At 32.9% G+C, this 21,998-nt stretch carries 21 protein-coding genes; 11 read left to right on the plus strand and 10 right to left on the minus strand.

What is annotated here, in order from left to right; genetic code table 11:
• Window positions 1-89: 89 nt before the first annotated feature.
• Window positions 90-1,448 (minus strand): PleD family two-component system response regulator, encoded by a 1,359-nt coding sequence (locus ACQH6S_RS07545; protein WP_094649165.1) that lies wholly within the window; start codon window positions 1,446-1,448, stop codon window positions 90-92.
• 716 nt (window positions 1,449-2,164) lie between these two features.
• On the opposite strand from ACQH6S_RS07545, the gene efp reads away from it, so the two are divergent.
• From efp to ACQH6S_RS07575, 6 genes are all read left to right on the plus strand, one after another.
• The gene (efp, locus tag ACQH6S_RS07550; RefSeq protein ID WP_425360294.1) at window positions 2,165-2,731 is read left to right on the plus strand and encodes an elongation factor P; all 567 of its coding nucleotides are present in this window, start codon (window positions 2,165-2,167) and stop codon (window positions 2,729-2,731) included.
• Between the two features lie 6 nt (window positions 2,732-2,737).
• Complete coding sequence (locus tag ACQH6S_RS07555; RefSeq protein ID WP_425360293.1) at window positions 2,738-3,469, plus strand: inositol monophosphatase family protein; 732 nt, start codon at window positions 2,738-2,740, stop codon at window positions 3,467-3,469.
• Window positions 3,470-3,711: 242 nt separating this feature from the next.
• Window positions 3,712-4,020, plus strand: coding sequence for a DUF2610 domain-containing protein (locus ACQH6S_RS07560; protein ID WP_341748947.1), 309 nt, complete (start codon window positions 3,712-3,714; stop codon window positions 4,018-4,020).
• A gap of 402 nt (window positions 4,021-4,422) precedes the next feature.
• Window positions 4,423-5,118, plus strand: coding sequence for a phosphatidylserine decarboxylase (locus ACQH6S_RS07565; RefSeq protein WP_094649169.1), 696 nt, complete (start codon window positions 4,423-4,425; stop codon window positions 5,116-5,118).
• Between the two features lie 37 nt (window positions 5,119-5,155).
• Window positions 5,156-5,920, plus strand: coding sequence for a phosphatidylcholine/phosphatidylserine synthase (locus tag ACQH6S_RS07570; protein ID WP_341748945.1), 765 nt, complete (start codon window positions 5,156-5,158; stop codon window positions 5,918-5,920).
• A gap of 105 nt (window positions 5,921-6,025) precedes the next feature.
• Window positions 6,026-6,340 (plus strand): hypothetical protein, encoded by a 315-nt coding sequence (locus tag ACQH6S_RS07575; RefSeq protein ID WP_425360292.1) that lies wholly within the window; start codon window positions 6,026-6,028, stop codon window positions 6,338-6,340.
• On the opposite strand, the gene ACQH6S_RS07580 is transcribed toward ACQH6S_RS07575, so the two are convergent.
• The 4 genes from ACQH6S_RS07580 to ACQH6S_RS07595 form a co-directional block, all read right to left on the minus strand.
• A complete protein-coding gene (locus tag ACQH6S_RS07580; RefSeq protein WP_425360291.1) occupies window positions 6,297-6,983 on the minus strand; it encodes a Tim44 domain-containing protein in 687 nt (228 codons plus the stop codon). The genes ACQH6S_RS07575 and ACQH6S_RS07580 overlap by 44 nt on opposite strands.
• Window positions 6,984-7,626: 643 nt before the next feature.
• Window positions 7,627-8,526, minus strand: a complete 900-nt coding sequence (locus ACQH6S_RS07585; RefSeq protein WP_425360290.1) for an Rpn family recombination-promoting nuclease/putative transposase — start codon at window positions 8,524-8,526, stop codon at window positions 7,627-7,629.
• 108 nt (window positions 8,527-8,634) lie between these two features.
• Window positions 8,635-9,546 (minus strand): Rpn family recombination-promoting nuclease/putative transposase, encoded by a 912-nt coding sequence (locus tag ACQH6S_RS07590; RefSeq protein ID WP_425364477.1) that lies wholly within the window; start codon window positions 9,544-9,546, stop codon window positions 8,635-8,637.
• 108 nt (window positions 9,547-9,654) lie between these two features.
• A complete protein-coding gene (locus ACQH6S_RS07595; RefSeq protein WP_425364477.1) occupies window positions 9,655-10,566 on the minus strand; it encodes an Rpn family recombination-promoting nuclease/putative transposase in 912 nt (303 codons plus the stop codon).
• A 183-nt stretch (window positions 10,567-10,749) separates the two neighbouring features.
• Here ACQH6S_RS07595 and ACQH6S_RS07600 point away from each other — a divergent pair, with 183 nt between their 5' ends.
• Genes ACQH6S_RS07600 through terL form a run of 3 tightly spaced genes read left to right on the plus strand, consistent with a single transcriptional unit; the run spans window position 10,750 to window position 13,576 of the window.
• Window positions 10,750-11,916, plus strand: coding sequence for a phage portal protein (locus ACQH6S_RS07600; protein WP_425360289.1), 1,167 nt, complete (start codon window positions 10,750-10,752; stop codon window positions 11,914-11,916).
• A complete protein-coding gene (locus ACQH6S_RS07605; RefSeq protein WP_341749493.1) occupies window positions 11,913-12,176 on the plus strand; it encodes a hypothetical protein in 264 nt (87 codons plus the stop codon). Before ACQH6S_RS07600 ends, ACQH6S_RS07605 begins: the two co-directional genes overlap by 4 nt.
• Window positions 12,173-13,576, plus strand: coding sequence for a phage terminase large subunit (gene terL / locus ACQH6S_RS07610; protein ID WP_375333853.1), 1,404 nt, complete (start codon window positions 12,173-12,175; stop codon window positions 13,574-13,576). Before ACQH6S_RS07605 ends, terL begins: the two co-directional genes overlap by 4 nt.
• Before the next feature lie 185 nt (window positions 13,577-13,761).
• Here terL and ACQH6S_RS07615 read toward each other — a convergent pair whose 3' ends face one another.
• The 3 genes from ACQH6S_RS07615 to pgeF are packed head-to-tail and all read right to left on the minus strand — an operon-like array spanning window position 13,762 to window position 16,754.
• Window positions 13,762-15,096, minus strand: coding sequence for a hypothetical protein (locus tag ACQH6S_RS07615; protein ID WP_425364478.1), 1,335 nt, complete (start codon window positions 15,094-15,096; stop codon window positions 13,762-13,764).
• 19 nt (window positions 15,097-15,115) lie between these two features.
• The gene (locus tag ACQH6S_RS07620) at window positions 15,116-15,997 is read right to left on the minus strand and encodes a class I SAM-dependent methyltransferase (protein WP_425360287.1); all 882 of its coding nucleotides are present in this window, start codon (window positions 15,995-15,997) and stop codon (window positions 15,116-15,118) included.
• 16 nt (window positions 15,998-16,013) lie between these two features.
• The gene (gene pgeF / locus ACQH6S_RS07625; RefSeq protein ID WP_094649672.1) at window positions 16,014-16,754 is read right to left on the minus strand and encodes a peptidoglycan editing factor PgeF; all 741 of its coding nucleotides are present in this window, start codon (window positions 16,752-16,754) and stop codon (window positions 16,014-16,016) included.
• Here pgeF and ACQH6S_RS07630 point away from each other — a divergent pair, their 5' ends adjacent.
• Window positions 16,755-17,750, plus strand: coding sequence for a glutamine synthetase (locus tag ACQH6S_RS07630; protein WP_425360286.1), 996 nt, complete (start codon window positions 16,755-16,757; stop codon window positions 17,748-17,750).
• Window positions 17,751-17,827: 77 nt separating this feature from the next.
• On the opposite strand, the gene ACQH6S_RS07635 is transcribed toward ACQH6S_RS07630, so the two are convergent.
• Both ACQH6S_RS07635 and ACQH6S_RS07640 read right to left on the minus strand, forming a co-directional pair.
• A complete protein-coding gene (locus ACQH6S_RS07635) occupies window positions 17,828-18,709 on the minus strand; it encodes an Rpn family recombination-promoting nuclease/putative transposase (RefSeq protein WP_425360285.1) in 882 nt (293 codons plus the stop codon).
• A gap of 103 nt (window positions 18,710-18,812) precedes the next feature.
• A complete protein-coding gene (locus tag ACQH6S_RS07640) occupies window positions 18,813-18,989 on the minus strand; it encodes a hypothetical protein (RefSeq protein ID WP_341748929.1) in 177 nt (58 codons plus the stop codon).
• A 234-nt stretch (window positions 18,990-19,223) separates the two neighbouring features.
• Here ACQH6S_RS07640 and gyrA point away from each other — a divergent pair, with 234 nt between their 5' ends.
• Window positions 19,224-21,890, plus strand: coding sequence for a DNA topoisomerase (ATP-hydrolyzing) subunit A (gyrA, locus tag ACQH6S_RS07645; RefSeq protein WP_425364718.1), 2,667 nt, complete (start codon window positions 19,224-19,226; stop codon window positions 21,888-21,890).
• The last annotated feature ends 108 nt before the right edge of the window (window positions 21,891-21,998 follow it).

Here is a 21,998-nt window from a genome sequence, read left to right on the forward strand (position 1 = left end):
GTTTTGTATGAAAGGCAGATTTGCAAAATGCCCATCTCTCAACCTATTATACCTGATTGCTCTTCATTTGTGTACCTAAATTATTAATCTTAAGTTATTTTAATCACTCTATTTCTCCCTTGTTCCTTTCCTTGATAAAGAGCTTTGTCGGCACGCTCTATAAAATCACTAATAGTTTCTCCAGTTTTATATTCAGTTACTCCTATTGAGATAGTTTTTTTAATAGGATTTTCTTGAGTTTTAACTTTAAACTCAATAGATTCCACTCTTGTTCTTACCCGCTCCGCTACATACATAGCCTCGTCAATTGTTATATCGTTTAACAGGACAGCAAATTCCTCACCTCCATATCTAGCAATTAAGTCTGTAACCCTAAAAATATTCTTCAGAACATTAGCAACGGTTTTTAGCACTACGTCTCCCGCTTGATGACCATAATTATCATTAACTTGTTTAAAATAATCAATATCACACATTAGTAAGCATAAAGGTCTTTTGCTATCATCAGCTTTTTTTACCATTTGCTTTATATGCGTATCAAAATAATGACGGTTAAATATACCAGTCAAACCATCTTTAATAGATAAGTTTACGCTTAATTCTAAATCATTGCGTAATTTATCTTGATAGTGTTTTCTTCTCAGTTGAGTTCTAATTCTAGCTAACAGCTCATTCTTATCTACTGGATACATAAAATAATCATTAATACCCAGTTCTAAACCTTTGATAACTGTTGCTCTATTTTCTTCTTCAGCTTGTAATATCAGCACTATATCATGAAATTTAGTATTAGAGCGTAACATCACGCTTATTCTCAAAGGGTCTCCTTGTTCTAATTGACAGCTAATAATTACTAAATCTAGAGTATCTTCACTATCTTTCTCCAATTCATTGATATCAGATATTATTTTGATATTGGGGGTAAGAGTTAGAAGCATTTTATTGATATTTCTTGCCTGTACTATATCATCGTTAATTAACAGTATTTTACTATCTGAAAAATTATCTTGTATTTCTATGACAGAGCCACCTAATTCAGCATTAGTAGTATTTCTTAGTTTGAGTTCATCAATAACCGCCTTCATTCTAGCAAGAGATCGTACCCTGGCAAAAAGAGCAGTATCATCAATAGGTTTTGTTAAGAACTCATCAGCTCCAGCTTCCAGACCTTTGATGCGATCTTCAGTATCAGAAAGGGCTGTAACCATAATAACTGGTATATGCATGGTAGAAATATTAGACTTAATTCTTCTACAGGTTTCAAATCCGTCCATATCAGGCATCATGGCATCAAGCAATACAATATCAATTCTATTAATGGCAAGAACATTTAGAGCGTCTTTGGCGTTATTGGCAGTAAAGACAGTGTAATATTCCCCTAAAAGTTTAGCTTCCAGTAATTTAATATTTGCTTCTATATCATCAACTACTAGTACATTGGCAGTCATAAAATAAATATATTCTCTTTATGTTTTTTATAATATTAGACCTCTTGCATAACCTAAAGATAATTGAGGAATTTTTAGGAAAAACGAAGTCGAGTACCGCAGCGTACTAAGATGTACGTGAGGAACGGAGACGAGTTTTGACAACAAAATTACCAATTAGATTAGGTTATGCAATAGGTCTATTGTGATTGTATCATAATTTTTTATAGCACTAAGTAATTTTACTAAATTATTATCAGGATAATTTAAAATTTGCAGGAAAGTACAAGACGTCATTGCAAGGAGCTTAAGTAGCATTGAAGTAATCCATAAGAAGTAACCAAAAATGGATTGCTTCGTTGGCTTACGCCTCCTCGCAATGACGAGTTATAGAAGTATACGTCATTGCGAGACCACATAGTGGTCGCGGCAATCCACACATTATTGGATTGCTTCATCGGTTTACGCCTCCTAGCAATGACGTTTTTACCCTGTCATTCCCGCGTAGGCGGGAATCTAGACCCCGCCCCAAAGCAGGGGTGACACAAAAATGGATTGCTTCGTCGCAATGACATCGTTTGTTTTTTCCTACGATTTCTAAACTACTCTGAAATTATATTACTTAAATATACTTGTTTTTATAGCAGTTATTGTATATTCTTCCTAATAAATTCATGTTCTTAATAGTTAATTTGGGACTAGATTTTAGATAAGTATAATAATAAAGTAATAATAATATGAAAATTTCAGCAAATGCTATTAGAGCTGGCAACATTATAGTGTATAATAATGAGCTATGGGTTGTGCATAAAACGCCTGAACATACTAAACCCGGTAAAGGTGGGGCTTATGTACAAGTAGAGATGAAAAATTTTAAAACTGGTACAAAGCTTAACGAGCGGTTTAATTCATCTGATTATGTTGAAAAAGCACAACTTGATACCAAAGATTTACAATTCCTCTATTTTGAGGAAGATAATCTAGTGTTAATGGATAATGAGACCTTTGAGCAAATTTTAATTAATAAGTCAATTCTTGGTGAAAGTTTGCCATTCCTTGAAGATAATATGGTATTAAAGGTACAGTTTTATGAGGAAAAAGCTTTAAGTGTTGAATTACCACAAACCGTTATTGCTGAAATTATGCAAACTGATCCCGTAATTAAAGGGGCTATGGTCACATCTTCTTACAAACCAGCAATTTTAACTAATGGAGTAAAGGTAATGGTACCACCTTATTTAGTGGTAGGTGAGAAAATAGTGGTAAAAATTGAAGATGTTAGCTTTGTTGAAAGAGCTAAGTAATATCTTATGCAACAACCGATAACCAGTTTACTTATTGCTGCTTCACGTAAAGCTGTTAAATTTTTGCATAGAGATTTTTTGGAGCTAGGAATGCTTCAAAGGTCTAGTAAAGGAAATTATGATTTTTGTAATAAAGCTTATGTTAAAGCACAAGATTTATTACGTAATGAGTTGCAAAAATATACAAGTGCGTTATTCTTTCCAGAGGATAAGTTTAAACTAGATAATAGTGAAGAGATGGTTTTACTAATAAATCCGCTGGATGGTTTTAGTAATTTAGAAAAGAGCCTACCATTTTTTGCTGTATCTATAACGTGTTTAAAGAAGATTAATCAAATTTTAACTACGATATGTACGGTGATAAATTTTCCAGCTTTTGATGAGATTTATTATGTTGAAAAAGGAAGAGGGGTATGGTCAGAAAATAATACTAGTAACAATAGTAGATTAAGGGTTTCTGGTTGTAATAGTGTTGATAATTTTCTAATCGCTACCGATGATCTTAATATTAACCCAGTTTTTTTGAAAAATGCTAGGGTTCTTGGTTGTCATTGTTATGGAATGCTACTACTGGCAGCTGGTAAGATTGATGTTGTTTATTGTTCATCATTAAATTATACTTTGAAAGCTGGCTTTGATCTAATCGTCCGAGAAGCAGGTGGAGCAATAATAAATAATGATGAAATGTTTGTTGCTACTAATTATGAACTTTCTAAGAAATTTGAACATTTATTATAGCTAACCTGAGTAGTATGAGTATACAAACCTCAGACATCATTGCGAGACCACGCAAGTAGGTCGAAGCAATCCATTTCTAACCATTTTCTTGGATTGCTTCGTCGGCTCACGCCTCTTCGCAATGACGTTTTTACCATGTCATTCCCGCGTAGGCGGGAATCTAGACCCCTGCTTATGCAGGGGTGACACAAAAATGATTTAGATTTGCTATATAGGGATTTTTAATAATTTGATGTTATATTATGAAGAAATTTACTGTTAATTGTGATTTTGGTGGGCAAATGGCACCGTTTACCATATATGTAGGGCAGCCTGAGCCGGGACATCATCCTTTGCATTTTCAGGATGACTGGTTATCAAAGCAACGTGGTGGAAAAATACCAGCAGAGGTCATGGATGCAATTACTAAACTACAAGAACTGGCTAATAAGAATAATGTATTACTTGAAGAATTATGTGTGTATGCTCTTGGTTCAGCCCAAGAAGAGGATGATAGAGCTGAAAAAAATGAAGAATCAGAAAGTAATAATGATATTAGCGATGATATATGATATATCTGGATGGATTGCTTCGTTCGTGCTTTGCACCTCATCGCAATGACGTTTGGCTAAAATTATTTCCGTCATTGTGCATAGGCGTAGTTTAAGAAAACAATAATTGAGAAACCGTCATTGCGAGGAGACCGTAAGGTCACGAAGCAATCCAGAAAAGTTATTAAAAATGGATTGCTTCACCGCTACTAAAATAGTAGCTTCTCGCAATGACGTTTGAGGTTTATGCACTCTTCGCAATGATGGGTACTTGTCTGCAATTTTTAAATTGCTATGAGGGTTGCATAAGGTGAATAATAAAAAAAAATAAAAATAAAATGCAATTACCTATTAGTGTCATTAATAATATAATGTATAATAACAATATTGCCAAAAGTAAATAATACAAATTAGAGAGTGAGAATGAAGCAATATAATGATTTGTCGAAGATTATTCATCGAGAAGGCTACATATTTATTGTAAGCTTTGCTGTGATAACTTTTTTACTCTTTACTGTCAATAATACCTGTGGGTATATAGGATTGGTTATGACAATTTGGTGTGTATATTTTTTTAGAAATCCGGATCGATTTACCCCGATTAGTGACGATTTGGTGGTTAGCCCAGCAGACGGAATAGTACAAAAAATAACTGAAGCAGTTCCGCCGATAGAACTTGGTCTTGGTGATCAGGAGATGATTAGAGTTAGTATTTTTTTGAATATTTTTAATATTCATGTAAATCGTATTCCAGCTAACGGTAAGATTTTATCTCTACATTATAATCCAGGAAAGTTTTTTAATGCTTCTCTTGATAAAGCCAGTATCTATAATGAACGTCAATCTGTTTTAATGGAAACAAAAAGTGGGCATAAAATTGCTTTTGTCCAAATAGCAGGATTAATAGCCAGAAGGATATTATGTGACTTAGAAGAAGATACTGAGGTTAGAATTGGTGATAGATATGGTATTATCCGTTTTGGTAGTAGAGCGGACGTTTATTTGCCACTTAAAACTGCCCTTTGTGTTACTGAAGGGCAAACTGCAGTTGGTGGAGAAACTATTATTGCTGATTTTAAGAACAAAAAAACATCTGAACTTAAATTTGAAAGAAGGTGAGGCTATTGCTACTTTAATGTAAGTATATAGGTATAAATTGATTAGAATACGCAAAGTTAGAATAACAAAACCAATTCCGTTTATAAAATTGCTTCCTAATTTTATCACTCTATTGGGGCTTGTCATTGGTATTAGTGCCATTAAATTTGGATTGGATGGTATATGGGAAAGGGCTGTATATTGCACCTTAGTTGCTGCTATAATAGATGGAATTGATGGTAGGATAGCACGGATGCTAAATGCTACTAGTCCTTTTGGTGCTGAACTGGACTCATTATGTGATTTTGCTAATTTTGGAGTAGTGCCGGCTTGTCTTGTATATTTATGGTCTTTTCAACAATATGAATATAAAGTATTTTCATGGGGAACTATATTGCTATTTATCGTATGTATGGCATTAAGGCTTGCAAGATTTAATACTGCTATTTTTCATGAGGCAAATAATAAGAAACTAGAATATTTTTTTACTGGTGTACCTGCTCCTTGTGGAGCTTTACTTGCTCTAATTCCCATGATTTTAGATTTTGAAGTGAGTGGCATTTTAGGTATCAATATTCGTACCCATACCATTATAATAGGTCTATATATTGTGGTAATTGCTTTTTTACTGGCTAGTAGGTTGCCAACATTTTCGACAAAAAATATTAAGATAAAACACGAATATTTATCATTAGCTATGATGGTGTTTGCTGTTATCATCATAAGTCTTATTATATATCCATGGTATTTATTACCATTCATTGCCTCTATATATATTTTGTCTATACCAATTTGCTGTTTTATTAGTAAAAGATTTTATTAGGAGCTGTGAACAAATTTATATTTCTCTGCTTTCAAGAATTGGCTAGCAAAAGCAATGAGTGGTGACGTCAGTAATTTCTTATCAATTACTATATAGGTTTATAAAATGCCAAACCCAACAACTTATACAATAGAAAACTTAAGTGATGCACGAGAGTTTTTATCTGAATTTCACGATCCTGTTATTTTAACTAATAAAACTGGTAGTACGAGATATTACGGTATGCTAGTGCTTGATTATATGTTTAAGATATTAACCAAAGAATTCCCCCAAATCGTAAAAATTATTGTTAATGTAGAGAACGATCACCCAGCTTTGTTTACTGTTATCAAACTTAATTACCAAAATATAATTTATACTGGTGAATCATCAGAGGCTAAGAAGTTAGCTGTTCCTCATTTTCTAGGCGAACAACATTAGTTAAAAACCAATCTGTATTTTTAGAAATAAGACTTCTGGAAAACGTCCATTCTTCTTTCATGTTTTTTATCTTACTAGTTACCTTTTTACCTGTGAATAATACTTTTAGAAAAATATTATTCGCAAATGTATAAGCTTCAGAAATTTGGGCATCTAGTACGCTACCATGAACAAATTCTCCATAGGTTTGAGAAAAAATATGAAACTCTTGAATATATCTTTTATCCACTAATGTCAGTAAATCGTCAATATCATCATCGTTAGAAGCTTCAATGATCAGCTCAAAGGCTGCCTTTGCACTATGCAAAAATTTTCTTGCTTGAAATGATGGAAGTTTAGCAGATATAGCTTGAATTCCAGCTATTATAGCCACAGAATCTTCATCAACTATTAATCCATCAAATTCCATAGGATTGATAGGGGCTGGTTTTACCATAGTTTGAGGTAAATTTTTCTTAAAAAAAACACTAGTATCAGCTTTTGCTGTGCAAGTAACGTCTCTGATTCCTGTTTCACCGAAAAAGGAAGATTTACCTTTAGATGGATCTTCATCTGATGTAGAGCCAAGCGTAGCAATTAACCTATTTATAATAAAAAAAGCAATCGCAGCAAAAATTAATAACTCTATTATTTGAGCAGACATTTAATATAACTCATTGTTTAAATTCTTTACATTAATGCATCTTGCATTAATGTTTTAATGTTTGCAACACAACGTCATGGCTCAGAACTACTTTAGTAGCGACAAAACAATCCATAAAGTAACCACAAATGGATTACTTCGTCGACTTTATACCTCTTCGCAATGACGTCAGATTAGCTACAACATTATTTTATACCATAAAATTTCTGACCTTATATTTGGGTTCTATGTTGGCACAAGCAAGCATTGGTACTATCAAAAGAATAGCTGTAAACGAATATTTAAGAGTGCTGAACATATAATAATTGCCTTGATAAAATTGTTATCATTAACACCACCATAACTTATTAGGCTAGTACATACTAATACTTTAATAGAATGGAAACAAAATGACAAGCAATTTTACTAAGTTTGTTGTGAACATTTTTCTTTATAGCTAATTCGACTATAGTCAATTCAGAAGAATTTAGGGTTAGGAGCGATGAGTAACGACGTCACCAACTTCTCATCAATTGATTATAACATTACTTCATCATTGCAAAGCGACGTAAGCCGACTAAGTAATCTTAAATTGTCGTTCCTGCGTATCTTGCCATCGTAGCTTCGGTGCGGAATCTATAACATCTCAGAGCTTTTTGTAAAATTATACCACCAACTCTTCTATTGCTTTTTTAGACAATCCTGTAGATGTAGAGATGATATCAATTGACACACCAACTTTAAGTAAATTTTTAGCTACAGCCATAGCTTTTTTCTCTTCTCCTCTAGCTTCTCCTTCATCGATATATTTTTGTGCAATGGTTCTCATAATATTTCCTTTTTCTTCTTCAGATAAATATTTAGCTAGTAACTGTTCTAATTCCGATTGCTTTTCTTCAGGCAATTTGGCATCAGTATACCATAAAAACGATCTTAAGTAAATATAACCATTCTCTTTATCCACTAATATTTCTAACTTAAACCTTTCTAAAAACTGCTCCCATAATTTTATCATATCTCGCTGATGTATATGCTTCATCACATATTCCATCATCCCTAAATGTTTCTTCTGCACTATCTCATCATCAGACATACTCTGTAAATCTACCAATTGGTAATCTTCCGTCATCAGTTTTTTAGCTTGCTCAGAATCCGTAAATAAATTCCATAAATTCCTTGGAGCATGATATTTATCTACACCATTATACATGATAATCGGACAAATTAATGGTAGCTTATCCTCACTCTTTTTATGCCTTTCACATAATAATAACGTGTACCTCCAAAGTCTTAGTGCCATCCAATAATCAGATGTCGATTGATGATCAAGCAAAACATAGATGAATGCACTCTCATCATTTTTAGTTCTTACCGAATAAACTATGTCACTATATTTTCGTCTCAAACTCTCTTCAATATAACTTTCTTGCTCTATTTTGATCTTGGATAAGTCTATCTTTTCTTTAAAATTATTCGGTAAATAATATTCTAAAAATTCTTGGGCTGCTATTTCATTTCCCATTATTTTCTTAAATAATTGATCATGTTTTGGTCTTTTCGTCATCTTATTATTGGTATATTCATATTTTGCTTAAGCCTTTTGGTGTTATTTTTGGTATTTGGTATACAGATGCCAGACTTATAACCATTTTCTTAGCTAAAGCTTTTCCTATTATACCATCAACTCTTCTATTGCTTTTTTAGACAATCCTGTGGATGTAGAGATGATATCAATTGACACACCAACTTTAAGTAAATTTTTAGCTACAGCCATAGCTTTTTTCTCTTCTCCTCTAGCTTCTCCTCTAGCTTCTCCTTCATCGATATATTTTTGTGCAATGGTTCTCATAATATTTCCTTTTTCTTCTTCAGATAAATATTTAGCTAGTAACTGTTCTAATTCCGATTGCTTTTCTTCAGGCAATTTGGCATCAGTATACCATAAAAACGATCTTAAGTAAATATAACCATTCTCTTTATCCACTAATATTTCTAACTTAAACCTTTCTAAAAACTGCTCCCATAATTTTATCATATCTCGCTGATGTATATGCTTCATCACATATTCCATCATCCCTAAATGTTTCTTCTGCACTATCTCATCATCAGACATACTCTGTAAATCTACCAATTGGTAATCTTCCGTCATCAGTTTTTTAGCTTGCTCAGAATCCGTAAATAAATTCCATAAATTCCTTGGAGCATGATATTTATCTACACCATTATACATGATAATCGGACAAATTAATGGTAGCTTATCCTCACTCTTTTTATGCCTTTCACATAATAATAACGTGTACCTCCAAAGTCTTAGTGCCATCCAATAATCAGATGTCGATTGATGATCAAGCAAAACATAGATGAATGCACTCTCATCATTTTTAGTTCTTACCGAATAAACTATGTCACTATATTTTCGTCTCAAACTCTCTTCAATATAACTTTCTTGCTCTATTTTGATCTTGGATAAGTCTATCTTTTCTTTAAAATTATTCGGTAAATAATATTCTAAAAATTCTTGGGCTGCTATTTCATTTCCCATTATTTTCTTAAATAATTGATCATGTTTTGGTCTTTTCGTCATCTTATTATTGGTATATTCATATTTTGCTTAAGCCTTTTGGTGTTATTTTTGGTATTTGGTATACAGATGCCAGACTTATAACCATTTTCTTAGCTAAAGCTTTTCCTATTATACCATCAACTCTTCTATTGCTTTTTTAGACAATCCTGTGGATGTAGAGATGATATCAATTGACACACCAACTTTAAGTAAATTTTTAGCTACAGCCATAGCTTTTTTCTCTTCTCCTCTAGCTTCTCCTCTAGCTTCTCCTTCATCGATATATTTTTGTGCAATGGTTCTCATAATATTTCCTTTTTCTTCTTCAGATAAATATTTAGCTAGTAACTGTTCTAATTCCGATTGCTTTTCTTCAGGCAATTTGGCATCAGTATACCATAAAAACGATCTTAAGTAAATATAACCATTCTCTTTATCCACTAATATTTCTAACTTAAACCTTTCTAAAAACTGCTCCCATAATTTTATCATATCTCGCTGATGTATATGCTTCATCACATATTCCATCATCCCTAAATGTTTCTTCTGCACTATCTCATCATCAGACATACTCTGTAAATCTACCAATTGGTAATCTTCCGTCATCAGTTTTTTAGCTTGCTCAGAATCCGTAAATAAATTCCATAAATTCCTTGGAGCATGATATTTATCTACACCATTATACATGATAATCGGACAAATTAATGGTAGCTTATCCTCACTCTTTTTATGCCTTTCACATAATAATAACGTGTACCTCCAAAGTCTTAGTGCCATCCAATAATCAGATGTCGATTGATGATCAAGCAAAACATAGATGAATGCACTCTCATCATTTTTAGTTCTTACCGAATAAACTATGTCACTATATTTTCGTCTCAAACTCTCTTCAATATAACTTTCTTGCTCTATTTTGATCTTGGATAAGTCTATCTTTTCTTTAAAATTATTCGGTAAATAATATTCTAAAAATTCTTGGGCTGCTATTTCATTTCCCATTATTTTCTTAAATAACTGGTCATGTTTTGGTCTTTTCGTCATCTTAATTCTCCTTAGACATATTATTTCTCCTTGTTTATTGGTTAGTTGGTTTATTTGTAATCAAGGGAGGTATGTAATGCAATAAAAAAAATTTAAATATTTGACAAATATTTATGCGTCAACACTTAGTGCAGCAATAAAATAATGTTATAAGTAATTACAAGAAATTTATTTTAGGTAAGTATGATAACAGAATATCTTAGAAAGGTCTTTAAAGCCAAAAATTGTAAATCTCATACATTTATTGATTTTAATAGTTTAGGGAATTCAGAATTTAGGGATGTAAAAGTTGGGATAGAGGCATATCGTAAAAATGTTATAGTTTATCGATGTGTGAATTTAATAGCCCAGTCAGCAAGTCATGTCCCTTGGATAGTTAGTAAAAACAACCGAGGGGCTTTTGAAAAAATGCCAAATCATCCTGTTTATAATTTATTGAAAAAACCTAATCCAGAAAAAGCTGGAGCAGATTTTTTTGGTGAAGTGATAGCAAGTAAGCTGTTATATGGTAATGCTTATATTTTAGTAACATTAATAAATAATCGTCCCCGAGAAATTTACTTATTACCTGCCAATTCGACTGAATTAGTATTAGAGAGGAATTCTCCAGTAGCATATAGATATATAAATAGCAGTGGAGAAAGAATTTATCCTATTTCATCAATTGATCGAATGAGCAAGGTGCTACATTTGAAAAACTATCATCCTACCAACTGTTATTATGGACTATCTTGCCTTGATGCGGCTTCCTTGTCAATCGATCTGCATTTGCAAGCTACTAGCTGGAATAGTTCTTTACTGAGGAATGGAGCTCGTCCAAGTGGAGCATTGATAGTCAAAGAAACTAATGGTTATCTTAGTGATGAGCAGTTTGATAGGTTACACGAGCAACTTACCGAAAAATTTACCAGTAGCAATAATTCTGGTAAGCCTCTTCTTTTAGAAGGTGGACTTGACTGGCAAGAAATGAGTATTAATCCCAAGGATATGGATTTTATCGAGGCAAAAAACTCTGCAGCTAGGGAAATAGCTTTAGCTTTTGGTATTCCCCCTCAATTGTTAGGTATCAATGGTGATAATACTTATAGTAATATGCAAGAAGCTAGATTAGCTCTGTGGGAAGAGACGTTAATTCCGTTGCTTGATAAATTATCAGACGCCTTAGGTAACTGGTTGTCTCACTGGTATCAAGAGGAGATTATTATTGATTTTGATCGGGATAGTATTTCAGCATTGACCGAAAAACGAGAGAATTTATGGGCTAAAATCTCCAATGCTAGTTTTATGACTTTGAACGAGAAGAGATCTCTTGTCGGTCTTAAACCAATAGATGGTGGAGATAGATTATGACAAACGATACAATTACTACATTATATGGTTTTATTGCTAAGATAGTTTCTCTGCTTGAAGATGAAATAGATGAGCTAGAATCAAAAAAATCCAAGGGGGAGATAGTAGTTAAAAAGAATATTACTGAAACGCTGAATAAATTAGTCAATTTAATTATTCAGCTAAATAAACTTAGCAAAGATGAGTATTTAAATGAAAACACCATAATGAAAGAAGAGGACAAAGAAATTATAGCTGAATTTTTGAGTAAATATCAATGACTTATCCGAAGAAGTTATTATATGCAATATTGAGGCAAGATTTTAATAGTTTCATCAATAAAGTATTTAATACCATTAATCCTGGAGTAGAATATCAAGCCAATTGGCATATTGAGCTAATTGCTGAATATTTGCAAGCAGTACAGAATGGAGATATTAAGAGGCTAATCATTAATATGCCGCCTAGGTCTCTAAAATCTGTATGTATTGGAGTAGCATGGCCAGCCTGGATATTAGGACATGATCCAACAAAAAGGATTATGTCCGCCAGCTATTCTCAAGTATTAAGTGTAAAACATTCTTTAGATTGTCGTTTGGTACTTACTTCCGATTGGTATCAGCAAATTTTTCCGAAGACTATTTTAAGTAAGAAACATAATCAAAAAAGTAAATTTCTGACAAATAATAATGGTTTTAGGTTTGCTACGTCAGTTGGTGGTTCGGCAACAGGTGAGGGGGGTGATATACTCATTATTGATGACCCACATAACCCTACTCAAATCAATTCACCCAAAATGCGTAAACGGGTGATTGAATGGTTTGAACAAACTTTTGTCACCAGACTTAACAACAAAAATACCGGAGCAATAGTATTAGTTATGCAAAGATTACATGAAGAAGATTTAAGCGGACATTTATTGGCAAATTCCAATTGTTGGCATCATTTAAAAATTCCAGCTATGGCAAAACGAGAACAAATATTTTCAATCAATAAGTATAAATATCAATATGTTACAGGTGATATTTTGCATAGTTTTCGCGATAATCCTGATTATCTGATAAAATTAGAACAAGAAATTGGTGTGCATAATTATGCTGCTCAATATTTGCAAGAGCCAATATCTAATAATTGTATATTGTTAAATATTGAGGATATTAGTTTTTATGAAACCATACCAAAAAAATTTGATTATTTTGTGCAAAGTTGGGATACTGCCATTAAAATTTCAGAAAATGCTGATTATAGCGTTTGTACCTCTTGGGGTATTTTAGATAAGAAATATTATCTTGTATCAATGTTCAGGCAAAAAGTTACTTATCCAGAGTTAAAGGGGCAAGTAGAAAAACTAGCCAAGAAATATTGTCCTAGATATATATTAATTGAAGATAAAGCCAGTGGTCAGCAAGTTATACAAGACCTAAGATTAGATGGGATTGTTAATATAGTTGCCATAAAGCCCAGACTTGATAAAATTACTAGATTCTCCTCAGTTTTAGCTTTATTCCAATCTACAGCCGTAGTTTTGCCAAAACAATCGGCTTTTAATAGTATATTACTCAATGAATTGTTAAATTTCCCACATTGCAAAAATGATGACATAGTTGATTCAGTTAGCCAATTTTTGAATTTTATCAAAGAGCGATCTAACAAATCAATAGCAAGGATACGGGGGTTTTAATTGGCTATATGTTTACACAGAAAAGAGTCATATATGGACGAGTGAATTTGTCATTCCTACTTCGGTGCGGAATTTAGACCCCTGCCTTCGCAGGGGTGACACTAAGGTAAGCAGGGGTGACATTGAGTCCCTTGTCATTCCCGCGTGTAGGCGGGAATCTAGCCCTCTGCTTACGATAACTCTTTCTAAATTGTCCTAACCCCCTCTTTTTTATTATGTGGAGGTGGTGATATTAATATTTTAGATGAAATATGTGATTTTGCTGCCTGTCCTACAATTTTTGCTTTATCATGCAATTGTTCAAGTGCTGCTATCTTGCTTTTATCGTAAGAATATCCGTGCCATTTATTTTTTAAATACTGACAAATTTTTTCAACAAAATTTTTCCTTGGAACTATCACATTCGATGAAGTAGCTCGCTCTTTTACTAAATCTTTAGAAAATTTATTCATTGTATATTTGTCTGGTTGAGCAATAAACTTACTTAACTGATCAACAGTTTCTTTAGCAATATCGTTAATTGACTCTGCACTTAATTTATTGGTTTTTTTATCTTTTTGAGTTTCGATTGCTTGGTCAATTTGTTTTACTAACAAATCAGCTAAAGCCTCTTTAACACCATCTAGTCTTTTTAATGCTGTTATTGCTTTAGTCTCATCTTGTTCAGAATGTAAAATTTCTGAAATTTTTTCTGTTACAGCTTCTTTATATTGTTCAGCATTAAGAGCATCAGCTACTAATTCCTTCGATAAAGCACCATTACTCTTAATAATTGATAAAGGATCTTTGGCAGGACAGGATGCTTTGATTGTTTCTAACTTGCCAATAAATTGATTAGCAACCTCTCCAGTACCAGCTACATCAATTATTACTTGCTGTTTCGGTTCGGCTTCTCCTACTGTTCCTAATGTAGCTGTAATATTTATCGCCATAAAATCTTGGCTATTAAATTTTGTATCTACCATATCTCTAAGGTCTGAAAATGGAGCTAAAACGTACTTACTACAATCAAATATGGCTTTCTGTTCTCCAACATATGATAGATTATTATCTTTATCTATAATAATCTTCGACACAACACCATCTCTTAGCCACTCATTCATTATAACATCCGTACCATCCTTATAGTAGCAATCATCGTATGTTTTTGCTTTTAGTTTGTTAAATCCAGCCATACCACCAGCTATACCAGCTTGATAATTTGCTGCTAAGATATATTCTGTTTGTTGTGTTGACAATTTATAATCATTGGTTAATGCCTTATGCATGTCTTGATAGGTTACTTTATACTCATCATCTTTACCTACCTTACACTGAGCTATTAGGTCTACTAGCCCCCCATTTGGAGTCTCAATATAAAAGACCGCTTTTCGTTCTATATCCTTATTAAATCTACGTTGTACTTCAATCTCATCTTTATAATCTTTGTCATATTTAGGATCAAAGCATTCTGCTATAAATTGTAAATTTTTATCCGAACTTTGTATAGCATCATCAGATGTAAAACTATGTGATTTCATAATATCTCCTTAAATATCTTTAGTTACTTAATTTCTCTGCTATCAAAATCACCGTCTCTCTGCCATCTAGAGACCATGTTTTTGATTTATACTTTAATCCAGCTATTTTACATTCAATTATTCTAAAATTATGTTTTTTAAAGATGGTAGTTAGTACATTTTGATCCATAAACATAAACGGTTCATCATTAATTGACGCAAGCTGGTTAGAGCTAGTAACTGAGGTGTTTAGCCAATTTTTTACAGATTGAACATAACCAGGAAATGGTTCTTTATTTAATACTCTTTTCTCATATTCAGGAATAAACCTTTCATAACGCTTAACATATGGCGTAATAGCAATTGCATAAACCCTTCCTCCATCTTTTAACAGATTAAATATGTTGGCAACTGCCTTATCTAATTGCTCTGGAGAAAAGAAATGTAAAACCCGGGCTATCAGAATAGCATCATACTTATCATGAATTTCTAAGTTTGAAGTAATATCACCAGAGATAAATTTAATTTTATCTAAAGTTGATTGGTTTAATTTTAATGTTTCTATGTTGTGTGCTGCAATAAAAAGATGACGTTCATCAAGATCATTTAAATGGTAAGTAACGTTATGTTGCTTCTTTAGTGTTTCCATCATAGCTTTTCCATAAGCCCCACCGATTTCTAAAACCATCCGGTTTTTTGAAAATTCTATAAATTTCTTTGTTACCTCATCTAATTGTGGTGACATTGCTCCTCTCTTATTAAGAGTTTGAATTCGACCATCATCATCTTCTTTAGGCTGCAATAATTTTAGATCATAATACTTGTTTTTTGCTTCTTCAAAGCTATATTCTGCTGCACATAGCTCATAATTTTTGCATAATACGATTAGTAAAATACAAGATATTTTTAAAATTTTAAACATTTGCTTTATTTACTTCTTAATTACAAATTACAATAGTAGATAATATGGTATGGTTATATAACTCTCCAGTATGGCAACAACGTCGATAACTTATATATTTCTCAGGATTACTATAGGTATCCTCTAATATCCTGGTTATATCTTTAACACCCGCTTCTTGCAATTGAAGTTCTACATAAGCTGGTAAATCAAACATATAATATCCTATTTTCAAGGAATTAATAAAGAATTTTGAATAATCAGCTCGTTGTTTTATAAAATTATCGTAATATTCCTGATCAACTTCATAAGAACATTGTTGAATACTAGGGCAAATAATAGCTTTGATGTTTTTAGCTCCTTTGTTGTGCATTAATTTTACCACATTATTAATGATACCGGCTTTAGCCCCACGCCAACCACAATGAGCAGTCCCTATAACCATACCATCTTCGCTACTAAATAACACAGGAACACAGTCAGCACTTTGTATTGCTAGCACTAGATTTTTTTTTGTAGTAACGGCTCCATCAGCTTCAATATCAGTATCAGTATCAATATCAAGATCAGCATCAATAACTTTGGTACCATGCATTTGCTGCAAAATGATAATGTTATCAGCATTATAATGTTGAACTACTGCTAACCTATTATTTTGGACAATTTCTAAGTTATTAGAAACACCAGACTTATTTTTTTTACTATAAACATGACTAGATTGCTTGAAGCTTTTATCAAAAATTTTATAATATACTTTATTCTTTACTAACTGATGCACATGACAACTCCACAGGATTTTATTTATAAACTATCAGATCATTTGCAAAAGAACAATGCATTGCAAAAAATCATCAACAAATTCCAAACAGACTATTCACTAACCCCTTGTATTGGAGTGGAAATAGAGTTTTATTTGAGCAAAAATATTGCTCCACTCGAATTGCAAACTCTGCTTGGCATAGTAGTTAAGAAAGAAAAAGGTGATAATCAATTTGAGATAGATTTACCACCTTCTACTAACATAATTGAGTATATAGGAAAAATTAGTAGCACTAAGTCTAAAATACAAATTATTGCAAAAAAATTGCAGGGCAAGGTAAATTTTTCTGCCAAACCATTTCCCAACGATTATGGTAGTAGTATGCATTTTCATGTAAATTTTATAGATTCTTCAACGTTATTGAGAGAAGATACTTTAGTAGCAGCGAAGCAAACTCTCCCAAACGTCATTGCGAGATCATGTAGTGATCGTGGCAATCCAGAAAAATTAAATTTGGATTGCTTCGTCGGCTCACGCCGCCTCGCAATGACGAGTTATAATACAAACGTCATTGCGAGATCACGTAGTGATCGTGGCAATCCATATTCATTAGATATAATAGGACAGAGCATCTGTCATTATATGCTCGATAGTTTTTTGGTATTTATGCCGAATGAAGATGATTATCTTCGCTTCGATAAAAATTTTATGGCACCAACTAATGTGTCTTTTGGTAATAACAATAGAACTGTTGCTGTACGTATTCCTGATTCGTTTCCTAGAAGACTAGAACATCGAATAGCAAGCCCACTAACCGATCCTTATTTGGCAATTTTCACTATTTTAAATTCTATATTATTAGGTCTGGAATTTCCTGATAAAATTAATAATATCAGTAAAATATATGGTAATGCTTTTGATCAACAATATAATTTAGTGCCATTACCAAAATCATTAGCAGAAGCATTAGAATTATTTAATTTACAGTTTTTTTTATCTAAACATTTTCTTTAAAAATTCTATAAAAAACTAATATCATTGCAAGAATGCGTTAGCCTAAAAAGCAATTGTAAGTTGTCATTTACTTTTGCTCATAGGCTATTCTTTTTTGACTGTTCTATTTCTTCCTTTAACGCTTTTATTTCCTCAATGGTTAGTTCGGTAAATTCAATGATTTCATCTATTGGCTTTCTTTTAGCCAACATTTTCTTTGCCATGGTTATTTTACCTTCAGCTTTACCCTCAGCTTTGCCTTTAGCTTCACCTTCTTTAAAGCTTTCTTCTAAAGCAATATCTTCCGCATCTTCCTGCAATTTGCATCTTACATATAAGTCGTATTCTGCTGGTGTTAGTCCATGCATCTCGATAACATGGTAAGCTTCTAATACCTTACTACTTTTAATTCCTACAGGGGGGGTATTTTCTTTTGTTGCATATTTAAATAGATGTAACCACTCATCGGCAATACTCAATAATGGTTGCTTAATATCTTTAAATTTTTTAAGCTCTATAAAGACATACGATATATCAAATATGTGTTGCTGTTTCTTAGTTGTGGTCTCAATAGTTTTATGAAAACTTATATATGGTACTTCTTCAGCAAATATTTTTGATTTCATTAATGATATTACTACTATCGGTAATAAATCATTGTGAGTCACCCCTTCTGTAAGTTGTTGAACATATGAATGAGCAGAATAATATTGTAATCTTTTTAAATAATCGGTTTCATTTCTTTTCTGCATCTCGATAATGTACCAATGATCTGACTCATCTTTAACTTTCAAATCAAATACACTTCTCTTACCTTGATGAATTCTAGGTAAATGTTCTAATGAAAGAAAGTTGATTTCCTTAATTCTATGCTTTTCAGGTAAATCAAGAATACTATTAAGAAATTCTTTTAGCCTCTCCAGATCACTAAAGATTTTCTTAAATAGACTATCATTTGTTGGGTCTAAATATTTTTGCATATCAACTACTTCCTTCTATGTTGTTAATTCTATAGTCAACTCAAGAAAATTTGGGACTAGGAGTGATTATATCCCCAACTTCTCATCAATTGACTATACCTTATCAAAAATCATTGAAGTAGGGATATGTATCACTATATCTTTTGTTTGATTCTCCTTTTTCTTCAATTGGTGAATCTGCTCTACCTTCTTTATCAAAAGAATTCCCTGTTGGTATTAGTGACAATTTTTCAAAAATTTCCATCCATGTCAGTTTTTTATTTTGGTTTTTATCGTCCATAAATATTTCCTAAATATACTTACCTCAAATAATTATTATATATCATTAAATATATAATCTCAATCATCTTGAAAAAAATATCTTTCCTAGCTAGCCTATGCTCATTCAACGATAGATTTCTTTCCGAATATGTACTATACTTAAACCATTCGAATATTACTTTAATAAATGTGGGTTCTAACTGTGGCTATTATAGATCATCAAAACTTAATATCTGTTAACATTGAAGATGAGATGAAAGGCTCATACTTAGATTATGCAATGAGTGTAATTGTCAGTAGGGCTATTCCAGATGTACGCGATGGTCTAAAGCCAGTACATCGCAGAATCCTTTATGCAATGTATGAAGCTTCTAACTACTTTAACAAACCTCATCGTAAGTCAGCGAGAATTATTGGTGATGTAATGGGTAAATATCATCCACATGGTGATGCGGCAATTTATGACTCATTAGTAAGAATGGCACAGGATTTTTCTTTAGGATTACCACTAATTAATGGACAGGGTAATTTTGGTTCGAGAGATGGTGATGCACCTGCTGCTATGAGGTATACAGAGTCAAGACTGGCTAAAGTTACTCATACATTACTTGAAGATATTGACAAAGAAACCGTTGATTTTGCTCCAAATTATGATGGTTCTGAGAAAGAGCCTACAGTATTGCCATCAATGTTTCCAAATCTCTTGATAAATGGTACTAATGGTATTGCTGTTGGTATGGCCACCAATATTCCGCCTCATAATCTTGGAGAGATTATTGATGCTTGCTGCCTATATGTTGATAATAATGATATAGAAATATTAGAACTTATGTCAGTGGTTAAAGGTCCTGATTTTCCAACGGCTGGTATTGTACTTGGTACAAACGGTATTAGGTCGGCTTACTTAACGGGCAGGGGGAGTATTCTAACTAGAGGTCGAGCAGAAATTGAAGAGATTGCTAATAATAGACAGGCTATTATTATTACAGAAATACCATATATGGTTAATAAAGCTAAATTAGTTGAGAAAATTGCTGAATTAGTCAAAGAAAAACGGATAGAGGGTATCAGCGATCTTAGAGATGAATCAAATAAAGATGGTATTAGAGTAGTAATTGAAATAAAGAAAGACGTGGTAGCCGAAGTGGTGCTAAACCAAATATATTCTTATACTCAGTTACAAACCAGTTTTGGGGTGATTATGTTAGCTCTAAAAGACGGGCTACCAGAAGTTATGAACTTAAAAGAAGTAATAGCGGCTTTTGTTAATTTTAGAGAAATAGTAATCACTCGGAGAACGATATATTTATTAAATAAGGCTCGGGATAAAGCTCATATTTTATTGGGACTAATTATTGCCGTTAGTAACATTGATGAAGTTATTAGAATTATTAAATCTTCAAGTGATCCGGCAAGTGCTAAAGAGCAATTAATGCAAAGGACTTGGGATGCATCAACTATCATAAATTTAGTAAAACTTGTTGATGATAGAGCGGTGATAGCCGATGATGGTAACTGTTATTTTACTGAAACACAGACAAAAGCTATTCTTGAAATGCGGTTACAACGTTTAACTGCTATGGAGAAGAATAAATTAGAAAGTGATCTAGGAGAAATTGCTGAGGAAATTACAGGCTATACTGCTATTTTATCATCCCGTGAAAAGCTTTTAGAGATTTTAAAAAACGAGTTAATTAGAATTAAAGATGAATTCGCTACACCACGTCTTACTAGCATTGAATTTGGTGATTTCGATCAGGATATAGAGGATCTTATCCAAAGAGAAGAAATGGTTGTGACCGTAACATTAGGCGGTTATATTAAACGCGTACCTCTTGCTACCTATAGAGCACAGAACCGGGGAGGGAAGGGCAGGTCAGGGCTGTCAATGAGAGACGAGGATATTACTACTCAAATATTTGTTGGTAGTACTCACACACCAATGTTATTTTTCTCAAATATTGGTCAAGTATATAGCTTAAAATTATACAAATTACCGCTCGGTAATCCTCAGAGTAAGGGCAGACCAATAGTCAATATTTTACCTTTAAAAGAAGGAGAGCATATCAATAATATTATGCCATTACCTGAGAATCAGGATGAGTGGGATAGTTTGAATATTATTTTTGCTACAAGCCAAGGTAATATCAGGAGAAATGATTTATCAGACTTTAAACGTATTCAATCAAATGGTAAAATTGCTATTAGGCTTGATGATAATGACCTTTTAATAGATGTTAAAGTTTGTAAAGATGAAGATCATGTGTTACTGGCAACAAAATCTGGTAAAGCCATAAGATTCCCTGCTAGTTCAGTTAGGGTATTTAAAAGCCGCACTTCTGATGGAGTAAGAGGGATGAGACTTGCTTCAGGCGATTATGTTATCTCTATGACCATATTAAAAGGCATCTCCTGCACTATGGATGAAAGAGAAACTTACCGATCAATTCCTCTAGAGGAAAGATTGTTAATAGCTGATGGTAAAGAATTTACTCCAGAAGAATATGGGGTAAATTTAACTAAAGAACAAATTTTGGAAATGGCACTGTCTGAAGAATTTATCCTCACTGTTACGGAAAATGGTTTTGGCAAGAGAAGTTCGGCATATGAGTATAGGATTACTAATCGTGGTGGGAGCGGTGTTGTTAATATGGATGTGTCTAATAAAACAGGCTTGGTTGTTGGCGTAATGCCGGTTAATATATCTGATGAGTTGATGCTAATTACTAATAACGGCAAACTAATTAGGTGTAAACTTGAATCGGTACGTATCACTGGACGTAATACTAGCGGGGTAATATTATTTAAAACTGAGCAAGAAGAAAAAGTAGTTTCTGTTGCGTTGATTGCTGAAAGCCCTGAAACAGAAGAAGAAAATATGCAAGATGGTAGTGATGATGGAGAAGTATTGCCTGAATAGACCTCTTGCCAAGCGTCATGGCTCAGAGCTGCTTTGCGGCGACGCGGCAATCCAAATGGATTGCTTCGTCGGCTACGCCTTCTCGCAATGACGTAAAGTTTTGCAGGA

The sequence above is a fragment of the Candidatus Tisiphia endosymbiont of Mystacides longicornis genome, assembly GCF_964031095.1.
Classification (GTDB): domain Bacteria; phylum Pseudomonadota; class Alphaproteobacteria; order Rickettsiales; family Rickettsiaceae; genus Tisiphia.

What these genes read in the sequence shown, in the direction of transcription:
- ACQH6S_RS07595 (WP_425364477.1), bottom strand. Translation starts at nt 10,566, where the DNA reads ATGACGAAAAGACCAAAACATGACCAGTTATTTAAGAAAATAATGGGA.
- efp (WP_425360294.1), top strand. Translation starts at nt 2,165, where the DNA reads ATGAAAATTTCAGCAAATGCTATTAGAGCTGGCAACATTATAGTGTAT.
- ACQH6S_RS07605 (WP_341749493.1), top strand. Translation starts at nt 11,913, where the DNA reads ATGACAAACGATACAATTACTACATTATATGGTTTTATTGCTAAGATA.
- terL (WP_375333853.1), top strand. Translation starts at nt 12,173, where the DNA reads ATGACTTATCCGAAGAAGTTATTATATGCAATATTGAGGCAAGATTTT.
- ACQH6S_RS07585 (WP_425360290.1), bottom strand. Translation starts at nt 8,526, where the DNA reads ATGACGAAAAGACCAAAACATGATCAATTATTTAAGAAAATAATGGGA.
- ACQH6S_RS07630 (WP_425360286.1), top strand. Translation starts at nt 16,755, where the DNA reads ATGACAACTCCACAGGATTTTATTTATAAACTATCAGATCATTTGCAA.
- ACQH6S_RS07600 (WP_425360289.1), top strand. Translation starts at nt 10,750, where the DNA reads ATGATAACAGAATATCTTAGAAAGGTCTTTAAAGCCAAAAATTGTAAA.
- ACQH6S_RS07560 (WP_341748947.1), top strand. Translation starts at nt 3,712, where the DNA reads ATGAAGAAATTTACTGTTAATTGTGATTTTGGTGGGCAAATGGCACCG.
- ACQH6S_RS07640 (WP_341748929.1), bottom strand. Translation starts at nt 18,989, where the DNA reads ATGGACGATAAAAACCAAAATAAAAAACTGACATGGATGGAAATTTTT.
- ACQH6S_RS07615 (WP_425364478.1), bottom strand. Translation starts at nt 15,096, where the DNA reads ATGAAATCACATAGTTTTACATCTGATGATGCTATACAAAGTTCGGAT.
- ACQH6S_RS07580 (WP_425360291.1), bottom strand. Translation starts at nt 6,983, where the DNA reads ATGTCTGCTCAAATAATAGAGTTATTAATTTTTGCTGCGATTGCTTTT.
- ACQH6S_RS07555 (WP_425360293.1), top strand. Translation starts at nt 2,738, where the DNA reads ATGCAACAACCGATAACCAGTTTACTTATTGCTGCTTCACGTAAAGCT.
- gyrA (WP_425364718.1), top strand. Translation starts at nt 19,224, where the DNA reads ATGAAAGGCTCATACTTAGATTATGCAATGAGTGTAATTGTCAGTAGG.
- ACQH6S_RS07565 (WP_094649169.1), top strand. Translation starts at nt 4,423, where the DNA reads ATGAAGCAATATAATGATTTGTCGAAGATTATTCATCGAGAAGGCTAC.
- ACQH6S_RS07635 (WP_425360285.1), bottom strand. Translation starts at nt 18,709, where the DNA reads ATGCAAAAATATTTAGACCCAACAAATGATAGTCTATTTAAGAAAATC.
- ACQH6S_RS07590 (WP_425364477.1), bottom strand. Translation starts at nt 9,546, where the DNA reads ATGACGAAAAGACCAAAACATGATCAATTATTTAAGAAAATAATGGGA.
- ACQH6S_RS07575 (WP_425360292.1), top strand. Translation starts at nt 6,026, where the DNA reads ATGCCAAACCCAACAACTTATACAATAGAAAACTTAAGTGATGCACGA.
- ACQH6S_RS07620 (WP_425360287.1), bottom strand. Translation starts at nt 15,997, where the DNA reads ATGTTTAAAATTTTAAAAATATCTTGTATTTTACTAATCGTATTATGC.
- ACQH6S_RS07545 (WP_094649165.1), bottom strand. Translation starts at nt 1,448, where the DNA reads ATGACTGCCAATGTACTAGTAGTTGATGATATAGAAGCAAATATTAAA.